The sequence below is a fragment of the Arminella tubonensis genome (assembly GCF_003240585.1).
GTDB classification, from domain to species: Bacteria; Pseudomonadota; Alphaproteobacteria; order Rhizobiales; family Rhizobiaceae; genus Rhizobium; species Rhizobium tubonense.
Genome location: NZ_PCDP01000048.1, coordinates 1 through 20,396, shown reverse-complemented (window position 1 = coordinate 20,396; position 20,396 = coordinate 1). Strand labels below are relative to the sequence as shown.

General features: G+C 58.4%; 21 protein-coding genes and 1 pseudogene. 6 read left to right on the top strand and 16 right to left on the bottom strand.

What is annotated here, in order from left to right; genetic code table 11:
• Positions 1–3: 3 nt before the first annotated feature.
• Positions 4–768, bottom strand: a complete 765-nt coding sequence (locus CPY51_RS22640) for an SDR family oxidoreductase (RefSeq protein WP_111162499.1) — start codon at positions 766–768, stop codon at positions 4–6.
• A 137-nt stretch (positions 769–905) separates the two neighbouring features.
• On the opposite strand from CPY51_RS22640, the gene CPY51_RS22635 reads away from it, so the two are divergent.
• Together CPY51_RS22635 and CPY51_RS22630 are read left to right on the top strand one after the other, a co-directional pair.
• A complete protein-coding gene (locus CPY51_RS22635) occupies positions 906–1,847 on the top strand; it encodes a 2-hydroxyacid dehydrogenase (protein WP_111162498.1) in 942 nt (313 codons plus the stop codon).
• A 10-nt stretch (positions 1,848–1,857) separates the two neighbouring features.
• Positions 1,858–2,889: an L-idonate 5-dehydrogenase gene (locus CPY51_RS22630; protein WP_111162497.1), complete on the top strand. Its 1,032-nt coding sequence runs from the start codon at positions 1,858–1,860 to the stop codon at positions 2,887–2,889.
• 28 nt (positions 2,890–2,917) lie between these two features.
• Here the strand turns inward: CPY51_RS22630 and CPY51_RS22625 are convergent, their stop codons facing one another.
• Positions 2,918–3,907: a LacI family DNA-binding transcriptional regulator gene (locus CPY51_RS22625; protein WP_111162496.1), complete on the bottom strand. Its 990-nt coding sequence runs from the start codon at positions 3,905–3,907 to the stop codon at positions 2,918–2,920.
• 327 nt (positions 3,908–4,234) lie between these two features.
• On the opposite strand from CPY51_RS22625, the gene CPY51_RS22620 reads away from it, so the two are divergent.
• Entirely contained in the window at positions 4,235–5,161 is a 927-nt protein-coding gene (locus CPY51_RS22620; protein ID WP_111162562.1) for an SMP-30/gluconolactonase/LRE family protein, read from the top strand.
• Positions 5,162–5,207: 46 nt separating this feature from the next.
• Here the strand turns inward: CPY51_RS22620 and CPY51_RS22615 are convergent, their stop codons facing one another.
• The 14 genes from CPY51_RS22615 to CPY51_RS22550 form a co-directional block, all read right to left on the bottom strand.
• Positions 5,208–6,023, bottom strand: a complete 816-nt coding sequence (locus CPY51_RS22615; RefSeq protein ID WP_111162495.1) for an IclR family transcriptional regulator — start codon at positions 6,021–6,023, stop codon at positions 5,208–5,210.
• Positions 6,024–6,066: 43 nt separating this feature from the next.
• On the bottom strand, positions 6,067–6,450 hold the full coding sequence (locus tag CPY51_RS22610; RefSeq protein WP_111162494.1) for a RidA family protein: 384 nt from the start codon (positions 6,448–6,450) through the stop codon (positions 6,067–6,069).
• 16 nt (positions 6,451–6,466) lie between these two features.
• Complete coding sequence (locus CPY51_RS22605; protein ID WP_111162561.1) at positions 6,467–7,237, bottom strand: amino acid ABC transporter ATP-binding protein; 771 nt, start codon at positions 7,235–7,237, stop codon at positions 6,467–6,469.
• Between the two features lie 11 nt (positions 7,238–7,248).
• Entirely contained in the window at positions 7,249–7,911 is a 663-nt protein-coding gene (locus tag CPY51_RS22600; RefSeq protein ID WP_111162493.1) for an amino acid ABC transporter permease, read from the bottom strand.
• A gap of 5 nt (positions 7,912–7,916) precedes the next feature.
• A complete protein-coding gene (locus tag CPY51_RS22595; RefSeq protein WP_111162492.1) occupies positions 7,917–8,579 on the bottom strand; it encodes an amino acid ABC transporter permease in 663 nt (220 codons plus the stop codon).
• A gap of 63 nt (positions 8,580–8,642) precedes the next feature.
• Positions 8,643–9,488 (bottom strand): transporter substrate-binding domain-containing protein, encoded by an 846-nt coding sequence (locus CPY51_RS22590; RefSeq protein ID WP_111162491.1) that lies wholly within the window; start codon positions 9,486–9,488, stop codon positions 8,643–8,645.
• A 422-nt stretch (positions 9,489–9,910) separates the two neighbouring features.
• Positions 9,911–10,906 (bottom strand): inositol 2-dehydrogenase, encoded by a 996-nt coding sequence (iolG, locus tag CPY51_RS22585; protein ID WP_111162490.1) that lies wholly within the window; start codon positions 10,904–10,906, stop codon positions 9,911–9,913.
• A gap of 68 nt (positions 10,907–10,974) precedes the next feature.
• Positions 10,975–11,787, bottom strand: a complete 813-nt coding sequence (locus CPY51_RS22580) for a 3-methyl-2-oxobutanoate hydroxymethyltransferase (RefSeq protein ID WP_111162489.1) — start codon at positions 11,785–11,787, stop codon at positions 10,975–10,977.
• Positions 11,788–11,799: 12 nt separating this feature from the next.
• Positions 11,800–12,591, bottom strand: a complete 792-nt coding sequence (locus tag CPY51_RS22575) for a TIM barrel protein (protein WP_111162488.1) — start codon at positions 12,589–12,591, stop codon at positions 11,800–11,802.
• Positions 12,588–12,899 carry a MocE family 2Fe-2S type ferredoxin gene (locus CPY51_RS22570; protein WP_111162487.1) on the bottom strand — a complete coding sequence of 104 codons (312 nt, stop codon included), beginning with the start codon at positions 12,897–12,899 and terminating at the stop codon, positions 12,588–12,590. The genes CPY51_RS22575 and CPY51_RS22570 overlap by 4 nt, the downstream gene beginning before the upstream one ends.
• A gap of 160 nt (positions 12,900–13,059) precedes the next feature.
• Positions 13,060–13,884, bottom strand: a complete 825-nt coding sequence (locus CPY51_RS22565; protein WP_111162486.1) for an ATP-binding cassette domain-containing protein — start codon at positions 13,882–13,884, stop codon at positions 13,060–13,062.
• On the bottom strand, positions 13,881–14,849 hold the full coding sequence (locus CPY51_RS22560; protein ID WP_244598758.1) for an ABC transporter permease: 969 nt from the start codon (positions 14,847–14,849) through the stop codon (positions 13,881–13,883). The genes CPY51_RS22565 and CPY51_RS22560 overlap by 4 nt, the downstream gene beginning before the upstream one ends.
• Positions 14,850–15,074: 225 nt before the next feature.
• On the bottom strand, positions 15,075–16,061 hold the full coding sequence (locus CPY51_RS22555; RefSeq protein ID WP_111162484.1) for a sugar ABC transporter substrate-binding protein: 987 nt from the start codon (positions 16,059–16,061) through the stop codon (positions 15,075–15,077).
• Positions 16,062–16,196: 135 nt separating this feature from the next.
• Complete coding sequence (locus tag CPY51_RS22550; RefSeq protein ID WP_111162483.1) at positions 16,197–17,225, bottom strand: sterol desaturase family protein; 1,029 nt, start codon at positions 17,223–17,225, stop codon at positions 16,197–16,199.
• A 302-nt stretch (positions 17,226–17,527) separates the two neighbouring features.
• On the opposite strand from CPY51_RS22550, the gene CPY51_RS22545 reads away from it, so the two are divergent.
• From CPY51_RS22545 to CPY51_RS22535, 3 genes and pseudogenes are all read left to right on the top strand, one after another.
• Positions 17,528–18,556 (top strand): LacI family DNA-binding transcriptional regulator, encoded by a 1,029-nt coding sequence (locus CPY51_RS22545; RefSeq protein WP_111162482.1) that lies wholly within the window; start codon positions 17,528–17,530, stop codon positions 18,554–18,556.
• Between the two features lie 142 nt (positions 18,557–18,698).
• On the top strand, positions 18,699–19,928 hold the full coding sequence (locus CPY51_RS22540; protein WP_244598757.1) for an NAD(P)/FAD-dependent oxidoreductase: 1,230 nt from the start codon (positions 18,699–18,701) through the stop codon (positions 19,926–19,928).
• Between the two features lie 61 nt (positions 19,929–19,989).
• Positions 19,990–20,396 (top strand): annotated as a pseudogene (locus CPY51_RS22535) (ACT domain-containing protein); the annotation flags it as partial.

Here is a 20,396-nt window from a genome sequence, read left to right as displayed (position 1 = left end):
GCCTCAAAGACAGGTGGTGATGCCGCCATCGACATAGAGCGTGTGCCCGTTGATGAAAGATGAGGCCCTTCCGGATAGGAAAACGGCAGCACCGATCAGCTCCTCGACATTCCCCCAGCGGCCTGCCGGTGTCCGCTTCTCCAGCCACGACGAGAATTCCGGATTGTCGACCAGCGCTTGATTGAGCGGCGTCTTGAAGTAGCCTGGGGCGATCGCGTTGATCTGCAAGCCATATTTCGCCCAGTCGGCGCACATCCCGCGTGTCAGGTTGCGCACGGCACCTTTGGTTGCCGTGTAGGGCGCGATGCCCGGGCGAGCCAATTCGCTCTGGACCGAAGCGATGTTGATGATCTTGCCTTCCTTGCGACAGATCATCCCTTTGGCCACGGCCTGGCCGACATAGAAGACACTCGATATATTGGTGGTCAGCAAGAGCTCCCACTTGTCGGCTGGAAACTCCTCCAGGGGCGAGCGGAATTGCATTCCTGCATTGTTGATAAGGATGTCGATAGCGCCGATGCCTTTTTCGATGGCGGCGACACCCTGATCGGCAGCGTCCTTTTTCGTCACGTCGAAGATTGCCGGGTGTGCAGAAAAGCCCTTCATGTTCAGGGTTTCGACGGCGCGCTCCACCGCTTCCACCGTGCGGCCGTTGATGATTACTTCGGCGCCGTGCTGTGCCAGGCCCTCGGCCAGCGCATAGCCAATCCCCTGACTCGATCCGGTGATCAGTGCCCGGCGTCCCGTCAAATCGAACAGTTTCGTCATCTAAAAATACGTCCTCCAGTCTGGTCCGGCCTGCGGCGGGGCTCCACTGTGCCACACCCGGCGCCTCTTGACATCCCACAGCCGGAATATATGTTATCGATAACATAATCAATCGACAAAATACGGGTGGAGGAACAATGTCCAAGGTGGAAATCCTGATGACCGGAGCCTATCCGGAATGGGACATGGTGGATCTGGAGGCAAACTATACCGTCCACCGCCTATGGGAGACGCCTGACAAGCAACGTTTGCTAGCCGATGTCGGCGCCACGGTTCGCGCCATAGCGACCCGCGGAGAACTCGGTGCTTCGGCCGAGTTGATGCGCCAATTGCCAAGGCTTGAGATCGTCTCATGCTATGGGGTCGGCACGGACGCGATTGACCTTTCCTATGCGCGAGGGCGTAGCATCCGTGTCACCAACACGCCTGACGTGCTGACGGATGATGTGGCCGATATCGGGATCGCCTTGCTGCTTGCCACCGCCCGGCACATCCCTCAGGCCGATCGCTTCGTGCGGGAGGGGCAATGGGGGAAGGTGGCAATGCCACTTGTCACCAGAGTGTCCGGCAAGAAGCTGGCTATCGCCGGAATGGGCCGCATCGGCCAAGCGATGGCGAAGAGGGCGACGGCCTTTGGCTGCGAAATCGCCTATTTTGCGCGCAATAGGCGCCGCGAACTGCCATATGCGTTCGAGCCGGATTTGGCCGTTCTGGCACGATGGGCCGATTTTCTCATCGTCATCGTGCCGGGCGGCGAGGCGACGAAGGCGTTGGTCGACGGCGAGGTTCTCTCAGCGCTTGGTCCCAAGGGTATTTTCATCAACGTCTCGCGCGGCTCTACGGTGGATGAGGAGGCGCTGATCACAGCTCTTCGGAATGGCTCGATACAGGCCGCCGGCCTCGATGTATTCCTGAATGAGCCGAACATCGATCCCCGTTTCTACGCCATGGAGAATGTCGTGCTGCATCCGCATCATGGATCCGGTACGATTGAAACCCGCAAAGCTATGGGCCAGCTTGCGCGCGACAATCTCGCCGCGCATTTTGAAGGGCGCCCACTTCCGACACCGGTCGTTTAAGGATATCGCGATGAAAGCCATTGTCATCCATGCTGCCAAGGATCTGCGCATCGAAGAGCGTGACGCGGAAATCGCGGGGTCGGGGCAGGTCGAAGTCGCCATAGAGGTCGGCGGCATCTGTGGCTCCGACCTTCATTACTACAATCACGGCGGCTTTGGCGCCATCCGTCTTCGCGAACCGATGATCCTCGGCCACGAGGTCGCAGGGACCGTCAAGGCGGTGGGCGTGGGCGTGGGCGGCCTTGCTGTTGGTGATAGAGTTGCGGTCTCGCCGAGCCGGCCCTGCAACCACTGCCAGTATTGCCTCAGGGGCCAACAGAATCATTGCCTCAACATGCGCTTCTACGGCAGTGCCATGCCGATGCCGCACATTCAGGGCGCATTTCGGCAACGTCTCGTGGCGGAGAGCTGGCAATGCCATCGAGTAGTCGAAGGCATCAGCATTCATGAAGCCGCCTTTGCCGAGCCCTTCGCGGTAACGTTGCATGCAGTCAATCGCGCGGGCTCATTGCTTGGCAAGCGGGTCCTCGTGACCGGCTGCGGCCCGATCGGAGCGTTGGCGATCATTGCAGCACGCGCCCATGGTGCGCGGGAAATCGTCGCAACAGATGTCGTGGACCGTGTTCTGGAACTCGCCCGCATAGTGGGTGCCGATCGCACCATCAACGTTGCCGCGCATCCCGAAGAGCTGGCTGCATATGGTGCCAACAAGGGAACCTTCGATGTGATGTTCGAGGCATCCGGCAACGAGCGGGCGGTCCGCACCGGACTGGAGGCATTGGCGCCACGCGCCGTTCTTGTGCAATTGGGCCTCGGTGGGGATATCGCCATTCCGCAGAACATGATCGTGTCCAAGGAAATAGAAATGCGCGGCACGTTCCGTTTTCACGGGGAGTTTGCGCTTGCCGTTGATCTCATCAATCAAAGGCGAGTTGACCTCAAGCCCCTGTTGACCGGAGTCTTCGCACTGGAGGATACGGTTGCTGCCTTCGAAGCGGCAAACGACCGAAGTAAATCCATGAAGGTGCAGATCGCGTTTTGAAAGGATCGGCCCTGTCGACCGGCAATGATCAGGTGCTCTCGCGGAGCACGACCTTGTAGCTGGTCAGGGTGATCTCGTTGCGGACAGCATCACCGGTTTGCAAGGCATCAAGGAGGCGGGCCGCAGCCTGTTTTCCGATGCCGTAGCAATCGACGTTGATCGTCGTAATCCGCGGATGGCAGATAGATGAGATCTCGTAGTCGCCGAAGCCGGCAATCGCAATGTCTTCGGGAACGCGCATGCCGCGACGGCGACATTCCATGATTGCGCCGAAGGCGGAAAGATCGGAAACGCACAGGACGACTTCCGTGTCGGGCCAGCGCTCCAACATGCTGATGATCGCCTGGGCGCCTTGTTCCATGCTAATCGGCGGAACGCCGAAGGAAATCAGCCGTCCAACACCGAGACCCAGCTCCTCGACGGTTTTGAGGAAGCCACTGCGGCGTTGACTGCCACGCGTGTCGCGCGCAGTTGTCCCCCCGATATAGCCAAACCTGCGATAGCCCTTGCCGGCGAGTTCCCGGACAAGAAGAGACATTGCTTCGCTGTTGGAAAAGCCGACCACATGGTTGATCGGCCTTTCCGGGATCTCCCAGGTTTCGACGACAGGAATAGCGGCATTTTCCAGCATGCGCCGCGCGCGTTGCGTATGCGATCCGCCGGTCAGGATGATGCCTTCGGGGCGCCTACGGAGCATCGACTCGATCAGCTGCTCCTCTCTTTCCGTAGAATAATCCGTGTAGCCGAGAAGGAGCTGCAGGCCTGTATTGTCGAGTGCATCGGTGATTCCACGTGCAGTATCGGAGAAGTTGGAATTGTTGATCGAGGGTACGAGGGCAGCAATGAAGCCGGTGCGGCGCGAGGAAAGGCTGCCCGCCGATTGATCGAGCACATAGCCAAGCGCATCGACGGCGTCCATGATGCGCTTGCGGGTTTCCTCCGAAACACTTGCATCCTGTCGAAAGGCCCGCGAGACCGTCATCGCGGAGACACCGACATATTTGGCAACCTCCGTCATCGTCAGTTTCTGGGCTTCTCCAGGGCGGGGATTGCTGCCTTTGCTACTGTCTGCCTTCTTCACTCGGCCTCCGCTTTCAAACGCTCGGCCTCATGAGAACGCCAGCCGTGTTGAAACAAACTCAACCAGATTAAAGTTATCGCTACCATCATACAATCGAAAAATGGGGCTCTGTCAGTGCCGCGGCCGTTTTTCAATCATGGAAGGTGAGCGTCGGGGAAGCTGCTGATATTGCCCATACGCGAATTCTTTCCGTCCAGCCACGTAGCACTTGGAAAAAACGACAAGCGTGATATCGATAACATACTGGAAAGCCGGAGGGCAATGATGTTTGGCGAATTGGAGGGCACCGGGTTCGAGGTTCTGGACCCGCGTTTTGAAAGCTGTTTTGTCGGCCATGCACGCGTCGAGAGGTTGTGGACCGGCGGGCGCTGGCTCGAGGGGCCGGCGTGGTTTGCGGCCGGACGTTATCTGGTCTTCTCGGATATTCCGAACAACCGCATGATGCGTTTCGACGAAACCAACGGGGGCACCTCGGTATTTCGTGTGCCCTCCAACAACTCCAACGGTAATAGCGTCGACAACGAGGGGCGTCTCGTGACCTGCGAGCATCTGACGCGCCGGGTGACCCGAACGAATTTCAATGGCAGCATCAGCGTGATCGCTGACAGTATCGGTGGCAAACGGCTCAATTCCCCGAATGACCTCGTGGTCAAATCGGATGGAACAGTTTGGTTCACGGATCCGAGCTACGGCATCATGCACGACTACGAAGGTGACTACGGCGAAGAGGAAATCGGCGGTTGCCATGTCTACCGTCACAATCCCGCAACCGGAGAAACGACACGCATGCTTTCCGATTTCGTCAAGCCGAACGGGTTGGCCTTCTCCCCAGACGAAAGCCTGTTGTACATCGCCGATACGGGTGCCACACACCAGGCAGATGGCCCGCGTCATATTCGTAAGTTCGCTGTCTCCAGCAATAGCGGTCTTACGGATCTAGGCGTCTTTGCCGCGTGCACCTCAGGTCTGTTCGACGGCTTCAGAATTGATCGCAAGGGCCGGATCTGGACGAGCGCCAGCGATGGGGTTCACGTCTACGATCCGGATGGTACCTTGATCGGTAAGATCCGCGTTCCTGAGATTGTCTCGAACGTCACCTTCGGTGGTGAAAAGCTCAATCGCCTGTTCATTACCGCCACCACATCTCTCTACGCCGTCTATCTTACCGCGAACGGGTCAAAATTGGGGTGATGCGGGGCGTGATTGTCCGAGGTCAGATGGCGGGCCGCGTCAATTGTCACACTTGGGCGCCAACCCGTGCCATGGGCGCATTCGAGCTAGCAGCGTATCCGAGCTTTTCCGAAAGCTCCGAGGCCGCAGCCAGAAGCCGGCCGAGGTAGCCGTCGCGATTTCGGATGCCGTCTTCCTTCGGTGTGACGAGACAGAGCGTGGCGATGCAGACGGGCCCCGGTTCAAAGACCGGCACGGCAAGGCAATGGGTGAAACTGTCGACGATGCTGTTGAAGGTGAAGAAGCCGTCCTTCTCTGCATCCCGCACTTGCCGGATGAATTCGGAGGTCGCCAGTTTCGAACCGTCAGGCAGCGTAAAATCCGCTGGAGGTATGAGGTCGATGATCTCCTGGTCGCTCATATGTGCCACGAGCAGGCGTCCGGACGCAGTCCACGGGATCGCCACCGGTTCGCCGACATTGGTCGAGATGCGGAACGGACGCATACCTTCCTTCATCAGGGCGACGAGATATTTGTTGCCCTCAAGCAGGCACATCTGCGCGGTCTCGCGCGTCTCCTCGGCAATTCTGGCAAGTAGTCGGTCGCATTCCCGCATGAGATCGAACTGCTCGGCATAGGCCGTGCCGAGAAAATAGAGCTTGCGGCCGAGAAAAACCCGGCCGTCGTCGCCGCGATATTCGAGGACGCCCTGCCGGATCAGCAGATTGACCAGCTCATAGACCGAGGAACGCGGCGCCCCGATATGCTGGGCGATCTCGTTCGGCCGCATGGGCTGACGCTGATGCCGCAGAAAATCGAGTATCTCGAAGGCGCGGTCGAGCCCACGCGCCCTGCGATTGATCGTGTCGACGGCTTCATCCATGCGTTTTCCATTCCTCAGTCATCGCGCAAAAGTGCTCGGTGCGTCACTTTTCCTTGTAGGCGATGCAGTCCACTTCCACCTTGCAATCGACCATCATCCGCGATTGCACGCAAGCGCGAGCCGGCGGATTCTCGCCAAAGTACTCCGCATAAACGCCGTTGAAACTCCAGAAGTCACGCGGGTCGTCAAGCCAGACGCCCACCCGCACGACATCCTCAAGGCCGTATCCCGCCTCATGCAGGATCGCAATCAGGTTCTCGATTGCCTTGCGGCTTTCCGCCACGATGCCGCCGCCTATGACGTCGCCCTTCTCCATGGCAATCTGGCCGGAAACATGAAGCCAACCATTTGCCTCGACCGCACGTGCAAAAGGCAAGGCTTGCTTGCCGGCGCCGGTTTCTCCCGTGCCATAGCGCTTGATTGTCAAAGTATCGCTCCGATTTCTAGTTGAATGTTGAGGTTTTGAGAAATTCGGCGAGCCGCTCCGTCTGCGGTTTGACGAACATGGTCTTTGGATCCCCCTGTTCGCCGATACGCCCCTGATTCATGAAGATCACTCGGGTCGACACTTCGTAGGCGAAGCGCATCTCGTGGGTGACCAGCAGCATGCTCATGCCATCCTGCGCGAGGCTCTTGATCACCTGGAGCACTTCGTTGACGAGTTCCGGATCGAGCGCCGACGTGACCTCGTCGAAAAGCATCAACTTCGGGTTCATCGCGATCGCTCGGGCAATGGCGACGCGCTGCTGCTGGCCGCCGGAGAGCTGACCGGGGAAATGGTCCATGCGGGCCGAGAGGCCAACCCGGTCAAGCCATTTTTCGGCGACCGACCGTGCCTCGGCGCGCTCCATCTTCTTGACCTTCATCAGGCCGAGCATGACATTGTTGGCCGCCGTCATGTGGGGAAAGAGATTGAATTGCTGGAAGGCCATGCCGGTCATTGCCCGCTGGCGAGCGATATCCTTTTCCTTCTTGCGCCGACGGACCCCGCTGATGGTCTCGTAGCCGATCGGCTCGCCGTCGATGCTGATCGAGCCGCCCTGGAATTCCTCGAGCATGTTGATGCATCGTAGCATCGTCGTCTTGCCCGAGCCGCTTGAGCCGATGATGCTGATCACCTCGCCCTGTCGCATGCTGCAATCCACTCCTTTCAGGACTTCGACGGGGCCGAAGCTCTTGTGAAGATCGTGTATTTCAAGAAGTGCGTTGGCCATCGTTTCAAGCCTCATGATGAAACGGCGGTCTTGCGCTCGACGTAGCGGCCGAAGCGTTCGATGCCATAGTTGATGACGAAATAGAGAAAGCCAGCGAAGAAATAGAATTCGAGGCTAAGGAAGCTGCGCGATATGACTTCCTGTGTTCTGAGCAGCAATTCCGCGACACCGATGATCGACAGAAGCGTTGACGCCTTTACCATTTCCGCTGCGGTGTTGACCCAGGCCGGCAGCGCGTGGCGAAGCGCCTGTGGACCGAGCACATAGGCGAAGGTTTGCGGAAATGTCAGCCCGATCGCCTTGGCCGCTTCCGTCTGTCCGGTGGGTATGGCCTGAAGGGCTCCACGAACAAGTTCGCCGACATGGGAGCTGCAGAAGATCGAGAGCGCAAGAACTCCCGCTTGGAATGGGCCGAGGTCGATGCCGATTGTGCTCAGAACATAATAGCTGGCAAGCACAAGAACCAGCACCGGCGTACCACGGATGAAATCGGTGTAGCCGCGCACGAGCAGGCGCAACGCCCATCCTCCATAGGTTAGCGCCAATCCGACGAATATCCCCAGAAATGAACCGACGACGATCGACAGAAAGGAGATGGAAATCGTGGCGCCGAGACCCTTCAGCAGCGGGATGCGCGCAAGCCATGCCTGATCGAGGAAATGAGAAATGTCCATGGCGCTCACCTCGGTATCGACAAACGCCGCTCGGCAAGGCGCAACAGCGCAGCCAGGACGGAGCAGGTGAAGACATAGAGACAGCTCGTCACCATCCAGGTCTCGATGACACGGAAGGTTTCGACATTGATCTTGCGCGCTTCGAAGGTGAGCTCCGGCACGGCGATGGCCGCAGCAAGAGAGGTGTCCTTGAACAGTGAGATAAAGGTCGAGCTCAACGAGGGGAGAACGTTGCGGATCATGATCGGCATCGTGATCGACGTGCGTATCTGCCCCTCCGTCAGTCCGATGGCGAGGCCTGCCTCGCGCAAACCCGGCGCTACGGACAGAAGGCCGCCGCGGAAGACTTCGGCCAGATAGGCGCCGGAATAGACAGCCAGCGTCACGACAAAGCTTTCGATCTTGCCGAGCCGAAGGCCGAGCTGCGGCATTGCGAAGAATGTGAAAAGCACCAGCACCAGTATCGGCGTGTTCCGGATGATTGTGACATAGATCCGTGCCGGGCTGCGAATGAAGGCAGTCTTCGAAACCAGGGCGAAGGCCACGAACAGCCCGAGAATGCAGCCGGCGAGAATTGCCGCAAAGGCGAGTCCGAGGCTCAGCGCCAGACCTTCGAGAAGTAGGTCGAAACTGCGCCAGACCGCCGCGAAGTTCAATGAATAGCCCATGTAAGCCGTCCGTCAAATGGGGAGGGAATGGCCCGGGCAAAGCCCGGACCATCGAGCGGAGACTTACTTGTATTCGACCGGGAAGCCGATCTGCGGCGGGGCAAGATCCTTGCCGAACCAGGTCTTGTAGGATTTCGCGTAGAAGTCGAACTCGACGCCGGTCATTGCCTCATGTAGTGCCGTGTTGACGAAATTCAGCCAATCCTGATCTCCACGCTTTACGCCGCAGGCATAGGTCTGCGGATTCCAGCCGTAACCGGCGTCTTTGTAGCGACCGGGATTCTGCGTCATATACCAGGCAAGAGACGACTGGTCGGTGGCGGCCGCGGCGGATCGACCGGATTCCAATGCCTGGTAGATGAGGTCGACGGAATCATACTGGTCCACCTTTGCGTCGGGCAGAGCGGCATGCACCATGCTCTCGGCATAGACGTTCTGCAGTACCGATATCGTCACTGCGGAGCCGGCCGCCTTGAGTGCCGCATAGTCGGCATATTGGCCGTCGGCCTTCAGCATCAGCCCCACACCCTCGCGGTAATAGGGGATCGTGAAGGCAATCTGTTGCGCCCGTTCGCCGGTCACCGTCATGAACTGGCAGGTGATATCAACCTTGTTGGTGGTGATGTTCGGAATGCGGGCATCGGAAGACTGGTTGACGAATTCGATCTTGTCGGGATCTCCGAACAGTGCCTTGGCGATGATGTGGCCCATATCGATGTCGAAGCCTTGGAGCTTGTCGTCGGCGCTTTTGAAGTGCCAGGGCGCATTGGTACTGCCGGTGCCGAGAACCAGATGGCCGCGGGCAAGCACTTCGTCGAGTTTGCTTGGCGTTTGAGCGGCCGCCGGAAGGGCGAATAGAGAGAGCACGAAGAAAGCGGCAAGTGCCGCCTTGGATAGATTGATGGTCATGACGTTCCCCTGATGGCTCGGGTTTGTTACCGATTAATCCAATATACTGGACACATGTCTTTAATACCGGATTTCCTATCAAAATCCCGTCGCCCTGGATTGTCAAGAGTATGTTGAGAATTGCCTGCCGCAGGCCGCGTCGACATCGCCGTCGCACGCCGAGACTACAGAGCATAGGAGCGCTTGAGCGCCGGGAATCGGGATGGCGCCGTCAAATGCTGCTCCGCAATCTCATTTGTTTTCGCTTGATGAATTGGCCATCCCATTGATCGATATGGGATTATTTTCCTCTGCTGGTAACGTCCGAGTTGCAAAATGCCATGGACAAAAAAAAGCGGGCGCAATGGCCAGGCTTCCGATCTCGACGTCGATGGAGCAATGACTTGCCGCGCTTACGGCGTTGAACAGCCAATCTCAAAGCATCAAATGCTTGCCAGGGTGACAGTCTGGCCAGACTTGGCCGAGCGCGTTGCAGCTTCGGCAATGGCGAGTGCATTGACGCCGTCATCGAGTGTGACGGGCAATGTCGACCCGGAGTTGACCGCATCGACAAACGCGGCCCATTCTGCGGAATAGGCACGCATGTAGCGCTCGAGGAAAAAGAACTCCGGCTTCGCCGACGTGACCCCATCCTTCGTCGCTTTCGAGACTGTGTTTTCAAGGACATTGCCCGCCGAGAGCAGTCCGTCCGAGCCGAGTAATTCAACGCGCTGGTCGTAACCGTAAACCGCGCGACGGCTGTTCTTGATGACCGCAAGGCGGCCGTCGGCAAAATGCAGCGTCACCACGGCGGTGTCGACGTCGCCGGCAGCACCAATTTCCGGGTCGACGATTGAGCTTCCAACTGCGGCAACAGCCTCTGGCAGACCGCCCATGAGCCAGCATACCATGTCGAAGTCATGGATCATCATGTCACGAAACAGACCGCCTGACACCTTGACGTAGGAAACCGGCGGCGGCGCTGGATCGAATGAGGTTACGGACAGCAACTCGGTCTTTCCGATCTCGCCGCGATCGACTGCCGCTTTCAGCGCGGCAAAATTGGGATCGAAACGGCGGTTGAAGCCGATCATGACCGGACGGCCGTTCCTTGCTGCAGCCCTCTGGCATGCCCGCGCACGTTCGAGGGTTAGATCGACGGGCTTTTCGCAGAGGACGGCTTTGCCAGCAGCTGTTGCAGCTTCGATCAGGTGAGAATGGGTATCCGTGGACGTGGCGACGAGCACGGCGTCGATCGACGGGTCATTTATGATTTCGGCCGTTGTCCTTGCCGCGGCGCCGTACTGGCCTGAAAGCTTTTTCGCAGCGTCGACGTTGACGTCCGAGATGGCAACGAGCTCGCTGCCGGGGTGCGAGGAGATCGCCTTTGCGTGGACATTTCCGATGCGACCAGCGCCAAGGAGGCCAACATTGAGCATTTCAATTCCTTTCATGAGCGGTCAAAAAGCCGCTTGCTATCGTTGATTTCGATCATATCGGTGGCCGCTTAAGTCTCGATGCTGGCTTCGAAGCGCTCGAACTCGACGTCCGCGATCGGCACGGCATGCCTTGGAGCCGGATAGGCGCCGGTCGCCACGTCGGAGATGAACTCCCTGAAGGCGGCCACCCGCTCTTGCTGCAGTCGCTCGAATTCGGCTGCGAAGTTGCGATAGGTCATTGCGTGCCTTGGCTTGTGGCCTGTCGTGTGGCCGAGCACGTCCTCGGCGAAAAGATATTGTGCGTCGGCGCCCGCCCCGGCGCCCATGCCGAGCATGATCATCGACGTGTTCTTCGAGATTGCCTCTCCAACGCGGTCCGGCACGACCTCCAATTCCGCGCCGAAGCAACCGATCGCCTCCAGCCGCTTGACGTGATCCCATACCGCCTTGGCGCTGTCGGCGGTCTTGCCCACCGCCTTGAAACCGCCGGTCCAGGTGGCTTGCGAAGGGATCAAACCGACATGAGCGATCACCGGAACGGCGTTGTCGCAAAGCGCCTTTTGGATATCGAGCGAAGCGGCGCAATAGACACAATCTGCGCCGACCGCCATGAAGCGGAATGCTTCGCGCAGATAGTCTTCGGCGGTGGCGAGCTTGCCGAACGGTCCGAAGGGTAGCCCCACTTGGACAAAGCAATTTGCGGCAGCCTCGCGCATTTCCGGACTGAAGAAACGGCCCTCGATCGAAAGCATGTCGATGCCGGCGGCCGCCGCCGCCTTGGCTTCCTCGAGCGTCGTGACGTAGAGCATGGAGATTTTCTGGCCACGCGCTTTCATCGCTCGGATGTCAGCGACTGTCGGACGGCTGTGATAGAGGCCCATTGGTGTAACCTTTCAGATTGTGAATGCGTTGCGGAAGGCTTCAAGTGCGGCCTCCGCATCGCCGGAAGCGAAAGCCTCCATGCCGACCGGGCCGGCGTAGCCCATGTTCTTCAATGCTTTCGCGATGCCAGCCCAGTTCACCTCACCGGTTCCGGGTTCGCACCTGCCTGGGACATCGGCGACCTGAATTTCTCCGACCCACGGCAGGGACTTACGGCAAAGCTCGATCAGATTCCCTTCTCCGATCTGCGCGTGGTAGAGATCAAGATTGAGCCGCAGACGGGGATGGTTCACACTTGAAACGAGAGCCAAGGTGTCCTCCGCCCGGCCGAATGGCACGCCCGGATGATCGACTGGAAGATTCAAATTCTCGAGCGTGAAGGTGACGTCTTCCTCTTCGGCCAGGTCCACGATTCGGCAAAGAGTGTCGCGCGCTTTCAGCCACATTGCGCCTGTCACAATTTCAATCGGCTGGACAGGCAGGCCGCCTTCCCCCAGGCCGGTTCCGTGCAGATTGAGCCGCTGGACGCCAAGGCGCTTGCCGATCTGCGCGGTTTCACGTGCGGTTTTCAAGAGCTCGGTGGCGCCCTCATCATCCGTGAGGCGGCCGCGCAGGTAACCATTCATGATGGTGAAGGTGGCGCCCGTCGCCTGCAGTTTCGCCAGGTCATGGTCAGGCCAATTCCAAAGGCCAACGCCAAATCCCAGGTCTTTCAGCCGGCTGGCACGCCACTCTATGGGGCGATCGCGCCATAGCATTTCGGCGCAAGCGGCAAGTGCAAATGATCCAGTTGTCATGTTCATATCTCGATAAATACGCGGTCGTCTTCGACCTTGACCGCAAATGTTTTCAGATTGATGCAAACAGGCATCCGCATTGCCTCACCCGTGCGGTAGTCAAACACGCCGTTATGCTTCGGGCATTCGATTGTATGATCCATCACCAGGCCGTCGGCCAGATGAACCTTCTCATGCGTACAGACCCCATCAGTGCAATAGAAGTCATCCTCCGGGCTTCGAAAAATGCAAAACGTTCGACCCTGATGATCGAACCGGATCACTTCTTCTGGTTCCACGTCGCCAGTTCCACAGGCTTCCACCCATTGAGGCATGTCACGAACACTCTCTTTTCTGTTGTCGCTTTGGGGTCAAAACGGCCCGAACCACTGGGTCCGGGCCGTGTGGCGTCCGCACGAGGAGGTGTGCGGACTGGGAGAACTCAATGGATACCGGCTTGCGGCCGGGACGCCCGCAGCGGTGTCGGATATCGTATCAAAGCGCCTGCCTGGCCGGCTCGGAATGGCCTGTGCTCGCCACCATGTAGCTTTCGATCTCGGCCTCCAGTTCAGCCATCTGCTCGCCGCCGGCCATAAGATCGGTGATCTCCTCCCGGCTCTTTTCGCCCTTTCTGAAGTCCGCAGCTTTCGAGCCATGGATGAGGACAGCAAAGTGGTCGCCAACAGTCAGCGCATGGATGACATTGTGGGTGATGAACACGACGGCGATGCCCTTCTGGCGCGCTTGAAGGACGATGCGCAGGACATGGGCCGCTTCCTTGACCCCCAGCGCCGCCGTCGGCTCATCAAGGATCAAAAGTTTTGCGCCGAAATGAACGGCTCGGGCAATCGCCAGAGCCTGGCGTTCGCCTCCCGAAAGGCCGCCGACGAGCCGATCGCCGTCATCGATACGTGTGATCCCCAGTTCGCGCATTTCCCTGACCGCGATCTCATTGGCGCGGCTGCGATCATAGATCGTGAAGGGCCCCCAACGCTTCGTCGGTTCGGCTCCGACAAAGAACGACCGACCAATGCTCATCAGCGGAAATGTCCCGCCGAACTGGTGCACGGTCGCAATCCCGTTGTCGCTGGCGTCGCGAGGGCTATCGAACGCGATGGCATTGCCGTTGATTTCCATGCTGCCGGATGTCGGTTTATGGACACCGGAGAGGATTTTGATCAGCGTCGACTTGCCGGCCCCGTTGTCGCCGAGCAGGCACAGAACTTCGCCTGCTTTGACCTCGAGCGAGATGTCGTTGAGGACGTCGATAGGGCCGAAAGACTTGTTGATTTGCGTGAGCTTGAGCAGGGGCGATGTCATGATCGGGTTCCCCTCTTCGCACGTGGTGCATAGGTCAACGCCATGGTGCGGAAGGTGTTGTTCATAAGGACGGCGGCGAGCAACAGGACGCCGATGATAAGGCTTGCCCAGTTGGCGTCGAAGCCAGTGTAGAAAATGCCCTGGTTGACGACCGAGAAGGTCAATGTGCCAAGCACGATGCCGACCACCGAACCATAGCCCCCGGTGAGCAGCACGCCGCCGATGACGACCGCAATGATCGAATTGAAGATGAACGACTGCCCCGCGGCGACCTGGGCGCTGTTGTAGAGGATCGCCTGCGACAGGCCCACGAAGGCAGCGCACAGCCCGCTGCCGGTAAACAGAGCAATCGTCAGGCGCTCCGTCGGAATGCCGGCATTTCTGGCGCTGATCTGGTCACCGCCCATGGCAAGGATCCAGTTTCCATAGCGGGAGAGGTTCAAGATGAACCCGACGATCACGATGAAGGCAATCCACCAGAAGAGGGTCACCTGGAACTTGCCGCCGACGAACTGGCCCAGCAGCAGCTTTGCGACCGGTCCGCTCTTGAGTGCGACACTCGTGCTGCCGGCGAGGATAACCGACAGACCGAGCGTGAGGCCGGCCACTGCAAACAGGGTTGCAAGTGTGACGACAAAAGAGGGCACTCTCGTGCGGATCACGAGCAGTCCATTGATGAAGCCAACCGCCAGACCAAGACAGAGTGCGGCGAGAATGCCGACGATGATCGGTGCGCCATAATGGCCGGACACGATGGCAATCATCATGGAGCTGGCGGGAATGACCGACCCGACGGAGAGATCCAGATGCCCGGCGATCATCAACAGCCCGATCGGGAGAGCGATGATGCCGAGCTCGGAGGCGACATTCAGCCAACTGGCAGCGCCACCTGAAGTGAGGAAGCTTGTGCCGCCGAAGACCGAGAAAAAAGCAAAGACGATGATGAGGCCGATGAGCGAGCCCATTTCAGGGCGCCGCAAGAGGCTGCCAATCGAGGGTCTCGAAGTTGTGGAAGTAGACGCGACCCCTCTTTCCAATGGTTGAGCTAAAGTTTGAGTTTTCATGAATAGACCCCCCTGGGGCTTGGACTCTGTGTTTATCGTGACGCCGGTTGCCTTCCGCCGATGCTACCGCGGGAGATGCCCGGCCATTGGAGCGCACTCCTCTGGCCGGACACTCAGCATGCGGGTTTAGCGAGCGCCCGCTGCCACACCGTTCAGCGTGGCTTCAACATTTGAGGCGTCCACGATGCCGGGACCGGTCAGGACGGGTTTCGTCGGCAGGTCGAGCCCGAAGTTGACGTAGGTGTTCAGCAGTGACACGGCGAGATAGCCTTGCAGATAGGGCTGCTGATCGATCGCAAAGAGCTGCGTTCCGTCCTTGATGCGCTGCAGGGTGGATTCGTCCATGTCGAAGGTCCCGAGCTTGACCTTGTCGGCGGCACCGGCCTGTGTGATCGCATTGGCTGCGCTATTGGCGTCGCCCGCGCTGATCGTGACAAGTCCGTCGACGGTCGTGTCCTTCAGCAAAGCGGCCTTGATGGCTTGAGCAACGGCGGTAGGATTGCCGAAGCTGGTCGATGGCAAAGGCAGCTGCGTCGATTTCCCGCCACCCTTGGTCAGACCATCGGCAACGCCCTTGCAACGCGACTCGGTGTTCGCAGCTCCCGGCAAGGTGTTGATACAGAGTACGTTCTTGGAGCTGCTTTTCGCAAAATACTCGCCGCCGGCGACACCCGCGATATATTCGTCGCTGCCGATATAGTTCATGGCTCCGAGCTTCTTGGCTGCGTCCATGCCGCCTGCGTTGTAAATGATGAGTGGGACCTTTGCATCGACGACCGCCTTGAAGGCTTCATCCATGGCCTCGGGCACCCAATCCGGACCCACGACCGCGTCAGGCTTTTGGCTCAGAGCGGTGCGGATGAGATCGGCAGCGTCCGGTCCGAGATTGTCATAGTTCTGGGGACCGAGCCAGGTGACCGAGCCGCCCTGCTCAGAGACGAGCTTGCCGGCATCATCGGCGCCCTTCTTGACCTTGGACCAGAAAGGGTCATCCGCCTTACCGCCGATGACAAAGATTTTTGCTCCCTTGGTCTCTGCCATAACCACCGTGGCGCTTGTCGCCATTAGGGTTGCTGCAACCGCGACCGTCAAAAGGCGCTTCAAATTGTTCATTTCTTCCTCCTCCTAGTGGCCGTCCCCTGACGGCCGTTAAAATCGTCGACGACGAGAACGATCGGTGCTTGCGACCCAACCCGTGGAAATCCGATTCTCCTCAATCGGACTTCCGAACTCATCCTCTATCGAAACTCACCTCTGGCTGGCGGTTGCCGCATTTTTTGCATTCAGCCGGGCTTTCTTTTCCTGGAACCGTGCCTGCATCTGGGCCTCGCCCTCCTTGGTTCCGTCGTGCCAGGTGCCGAACCACTTATCGAGCGGGATCAGCCCGTCGCCGCCATAGTTCACTTCGAAATACTTGTGGTGCAGGTAGTGAGCGTAGGCGTGGCTATCGACGGCGGTTTCCTCGGTGACCTCGAGCTTTTCAAAGCCGATATGGCCGTTGACCGCACCGAATCCGGCAATATGCAGCTGGAAGAGCGCAACGATCGGGTTGGATGGGATGACGAGGTGCCACAGGACCACGGCATGATAGAGAAGGCCCTCCACCGGATGCATGGACAGCGATGACCAGGGCGACGGATTGACTGAATTATGGTGCACCGAGTGAATCCACCTGTAGAGAATTGGCGTGTGGATCAGCCGGTGGATGAGGAAGAAATGCACCTCATGAAGGACCGGCGCGATGAAGACGAGTGCAGCCAGGTAGTATGGATGGTCGCTCCAATTGACCCAGGAAGCTGTGACGTTGGCGAAGCACCAGAGCATCAGCACTTCGACCGCCGTCCAAAGTGGGATCGAGAAGAAGAAGCTGCGCATGAAGTTGTCGATGTTCTGGCTCTTGAACCAGAAGACATCCGACGGCTGTTCAGATGGAAATTTGACGTTGTATTTGAAGCGATTTCCCTGAACGCGCTTCACATAGTAGAAAAGCTCGATAGAGCCATACATCACAAAGATCGCAGCCGCATTGACCGCATAGAGATAGAGCGGCCAGCCCCAGCTCAATGTCTTCATCGTCTCGATATTGGGAACGACAAGGTACCAATAGGCGAGAGCCGTCGCCATATGGAACGCATTCCACGGCCAAATGTATTCCGGAAGCCAATGTAGCACCTTCAGGATTTTCGGCGGCCAAGCCCAGAAGGGTGCGACCTCGATGCGTCCGTTGGGTGACCAGTCGCCTCGCTTGTTTCGTGTGCCAAACTTCAGATCGTCCATTTTCAATCCTCAAGTACGCAATGTGCGTTGCTCGACAGCAGCTTTGATGTTGTTCAGGGAAGGCGATGCCAGTCGCTGGCAACAGCGTGACGGTCGGCGCCCAGCGACTAGGCCCGTTCATCACATTCCATTCCGCTGACTGTCTTCCTCCCAACGGCCGGGCATCCCTAGGCCGTCTTGTCCGGATGAAGTAAAGGACTTGACGCTTCACAACGCAAGTGTTCTTGATACGCAGCGATATAAACGTCTCATTCGTCTCAATATGGCGGCAATTTTGATATGAAATGATACGAGGAGCGACGATGACGCGACCAACGATACGTGATCTGGCTAGTGCTGCAGGCGTTTCCATTGCCACTGCGAACCGGGTGATCGGCGGCAGTGGCAACGTCAAACAATCGACCATGCAACGGGTGAAGGAAGCGGCCCAGCAAATCGGGTTCTACGGCATGGGTGCGATCGACAGTCGGATCGCCGCCGCCAAGGCCAAATATCGTGTCGGCTTCCTTTTGCACCAGCCATCGCGGCAATTTTACCTCAATCTCGCCGAGGCGTTGCGATCGGCATCCGAGCGGATCTCCGATTGCACGCTCGAACTTCGCATTGAGTTTCTCGACGATCTGTCGCCGCAGAATACGGCGACGAAGATGCTCGAGCTTGCCGAGACCTGCGACGCCATCGGCGTTGTAGCGGCCGTTCATCCAATCGTCACCCAAGCGGTGGAAGCACTACAGCTTCAAAAAAAGCCCGTTTTTGCGTTGATTTCGCAGATCGACACAACGGGCCAGGTTCATTTCATCGGGCTTGATGGTTGGAAAGTGGGTCGCACGGCCGCCTGGATGTTCGAGCAGGTTTGCGACCAACCGGGCAAACTCGGCGTTCTCGTGGGCAATCCCAGATATAGATGCCAGGAGATGAATGAGAGCGGATTTCGATCCTATTTTCGGGAGTATGCTTCCGATTTCACCATCCTCGAACCACGATCCACCTTCGAGTCCAAGGCCGTTGCCGAGGAGATGACGGAAAACCTGCTGAAGGAGCATCCCGATCTGCGGGGCCTCTATGTTGCGGGTGGGGGTATCTCGGGTGCTCTGGCCGCATTGAAGGCGACCGGCAATGCCGGGAAAGTGATGCTGGTGGGCTACGAACTGATGGACATTACCAGGCAGGCTCTTCTCGATGGAGCCATGACATTTGTCATCTCTCATCCTCTCAACCGTTTAGCTGAAGAAGCCTTGTCGGGCATGGTTCGATCGGTGAAGGCAAAAGGGGGCGACGGAAATTTCACCAGTGTCCTTCCGTTCGATATTTACACCCGCGAGAACATTTGAATTCTGGCTCAGTGCTGCGATGCTGATATGTTTTTGCTCATTTGGGAAATATTTGATATCTTTTGATACATTATATCATCGACGTGTTGGCCCGTTGGCAGACATCGCGTATGGTCCGCGCATGCTTGGGAGGCAATGTTTCGTGACACAACAAATCGCAATCGTTGGCGCCGGGGAATGCGGCGGCCGCGCCGCGCTTTCTCTGTGCGAAAGAGGGTTTCAAGGTTCGATAACGCTTATTGGCAGCGAAACCTTGGCTCCTTATGAACGGCCACCATTGTCAAAAGACGCGATCGTTCTCGCCGCGGAACCTAAATTTGTTGCGGAAGCCGAGCGTTTCGCATCGCTTGGTATCGATTTGCGGCTCGGCGTCACGGCAATCGGGTTGAACCGCGGCGACCGTCGCGTCTCGCTCTCGGACGGAAGTTTTGTCGCCTATGACAAGCTGCTTCTCACAACTGGCGCCCGGCCCCGCACGCTTTCCGGCCTGACCTCCCAAGATGGTCCTATCCGGACGCTTCGCAGCCATGCCGACGCGATGGCGATGCGCGCCTGCCTCGGGGCAGGGCGGAGGGTGGCGATCATCGGCGGCGGGTTCATCGGACTGGAGCTGGCGGCGAGTGCAAGGAGGCTAGGCACATCGGTGACGTTGATCGAAGGATTGCCCCGCATCCTGTCGCGCGGTGTCCCATCGGAGATCGCGGAAGCGGTAGCTTCTCGCCATCAGGCCGAAGGCGTGGACATTCTCTGTAACGCCCGCATTGCCAAGGTCGAGCACACCGACGCCGTCGTGCGTGTTTTTCTGGAAGACGGCTCTGCGATCGAGGCAGATCTTCTGGTTGTCGGGATAGGGTCTATCCCGAATACGGAGATGGCCGCCGAAGCAGGTTTGACCATCGACAATGGCATTGCCGTCGACATGCATCTGCAAACAAGCGACCCGGAGATCTACGCCGCCGGTGACTGTTGCTCGTTCCCCACCGCTCACTATGATGGCCGCCGCATCAGGTTGGAGTCCTGGCGTAGCGCCCAAGAGCAGGCGCTTCTTGCCGCCGCCAATTTGATGGGCGCCCGGGACGTTGTAACCGCCGTCCCCTGGTTCTGGTCGGACCAGTACGACATGACTTTGCAGGTTGCCGGACTTGCCGAGGGCGCCGTGACCACGGTTCGACGCGACCTTTCCATGGATGCGTTTATCCTGTTCCATCTGGCCGGGGATGGCCGTCTGCTTGCAGCGAGCGGCATCGGTCCGGGAAACACGATAGCCCGCGACATACGTCTTGCTGAAATGCTGATCGCGGCCAGACGCCATCCTGATCCCGCGGCACTTGCCGCACCCGAGATCAAGTTGAAGCAATTGCTCGCCGCCTGATCCTTCACCTGTTCCACACTGTCTTAAATAGATCGCTCTCCTGTCTCGATAGAGGATTGTCATGACTTTCCATGTACTAACGGTATCCTGCAAATCGACGCGCGGGATTGTCGCGGCCATTGCGAACTATCTTGCCGACCAGGGTTGCAACATCGTCGACAGCTCGCAGTTCGACGATCTCGACACCGGCAAGCATGCGCGTCAGCTTCATCTCCGAGGAGGGTGCAGGCGCAGAAGCGCTGGTCGAGGGCTTCAAGCCGGTCGCCGCCAAATTCGCGATGGACTGCGAAATCCACGATGCCACCAAGCGCATGAAGGTGCTGTTGATGGTGTCGCGCTTTGGCCATTGTCTCAACGACCTGCTCTATCGCTGGAAGATCGGCGCGCTGCCGATCGATATCGTCGGCGTGGTGTCCAACCACTTCGAATACCAGAAGGTGGTGGTCAACCACGACATTCCGTTCCACC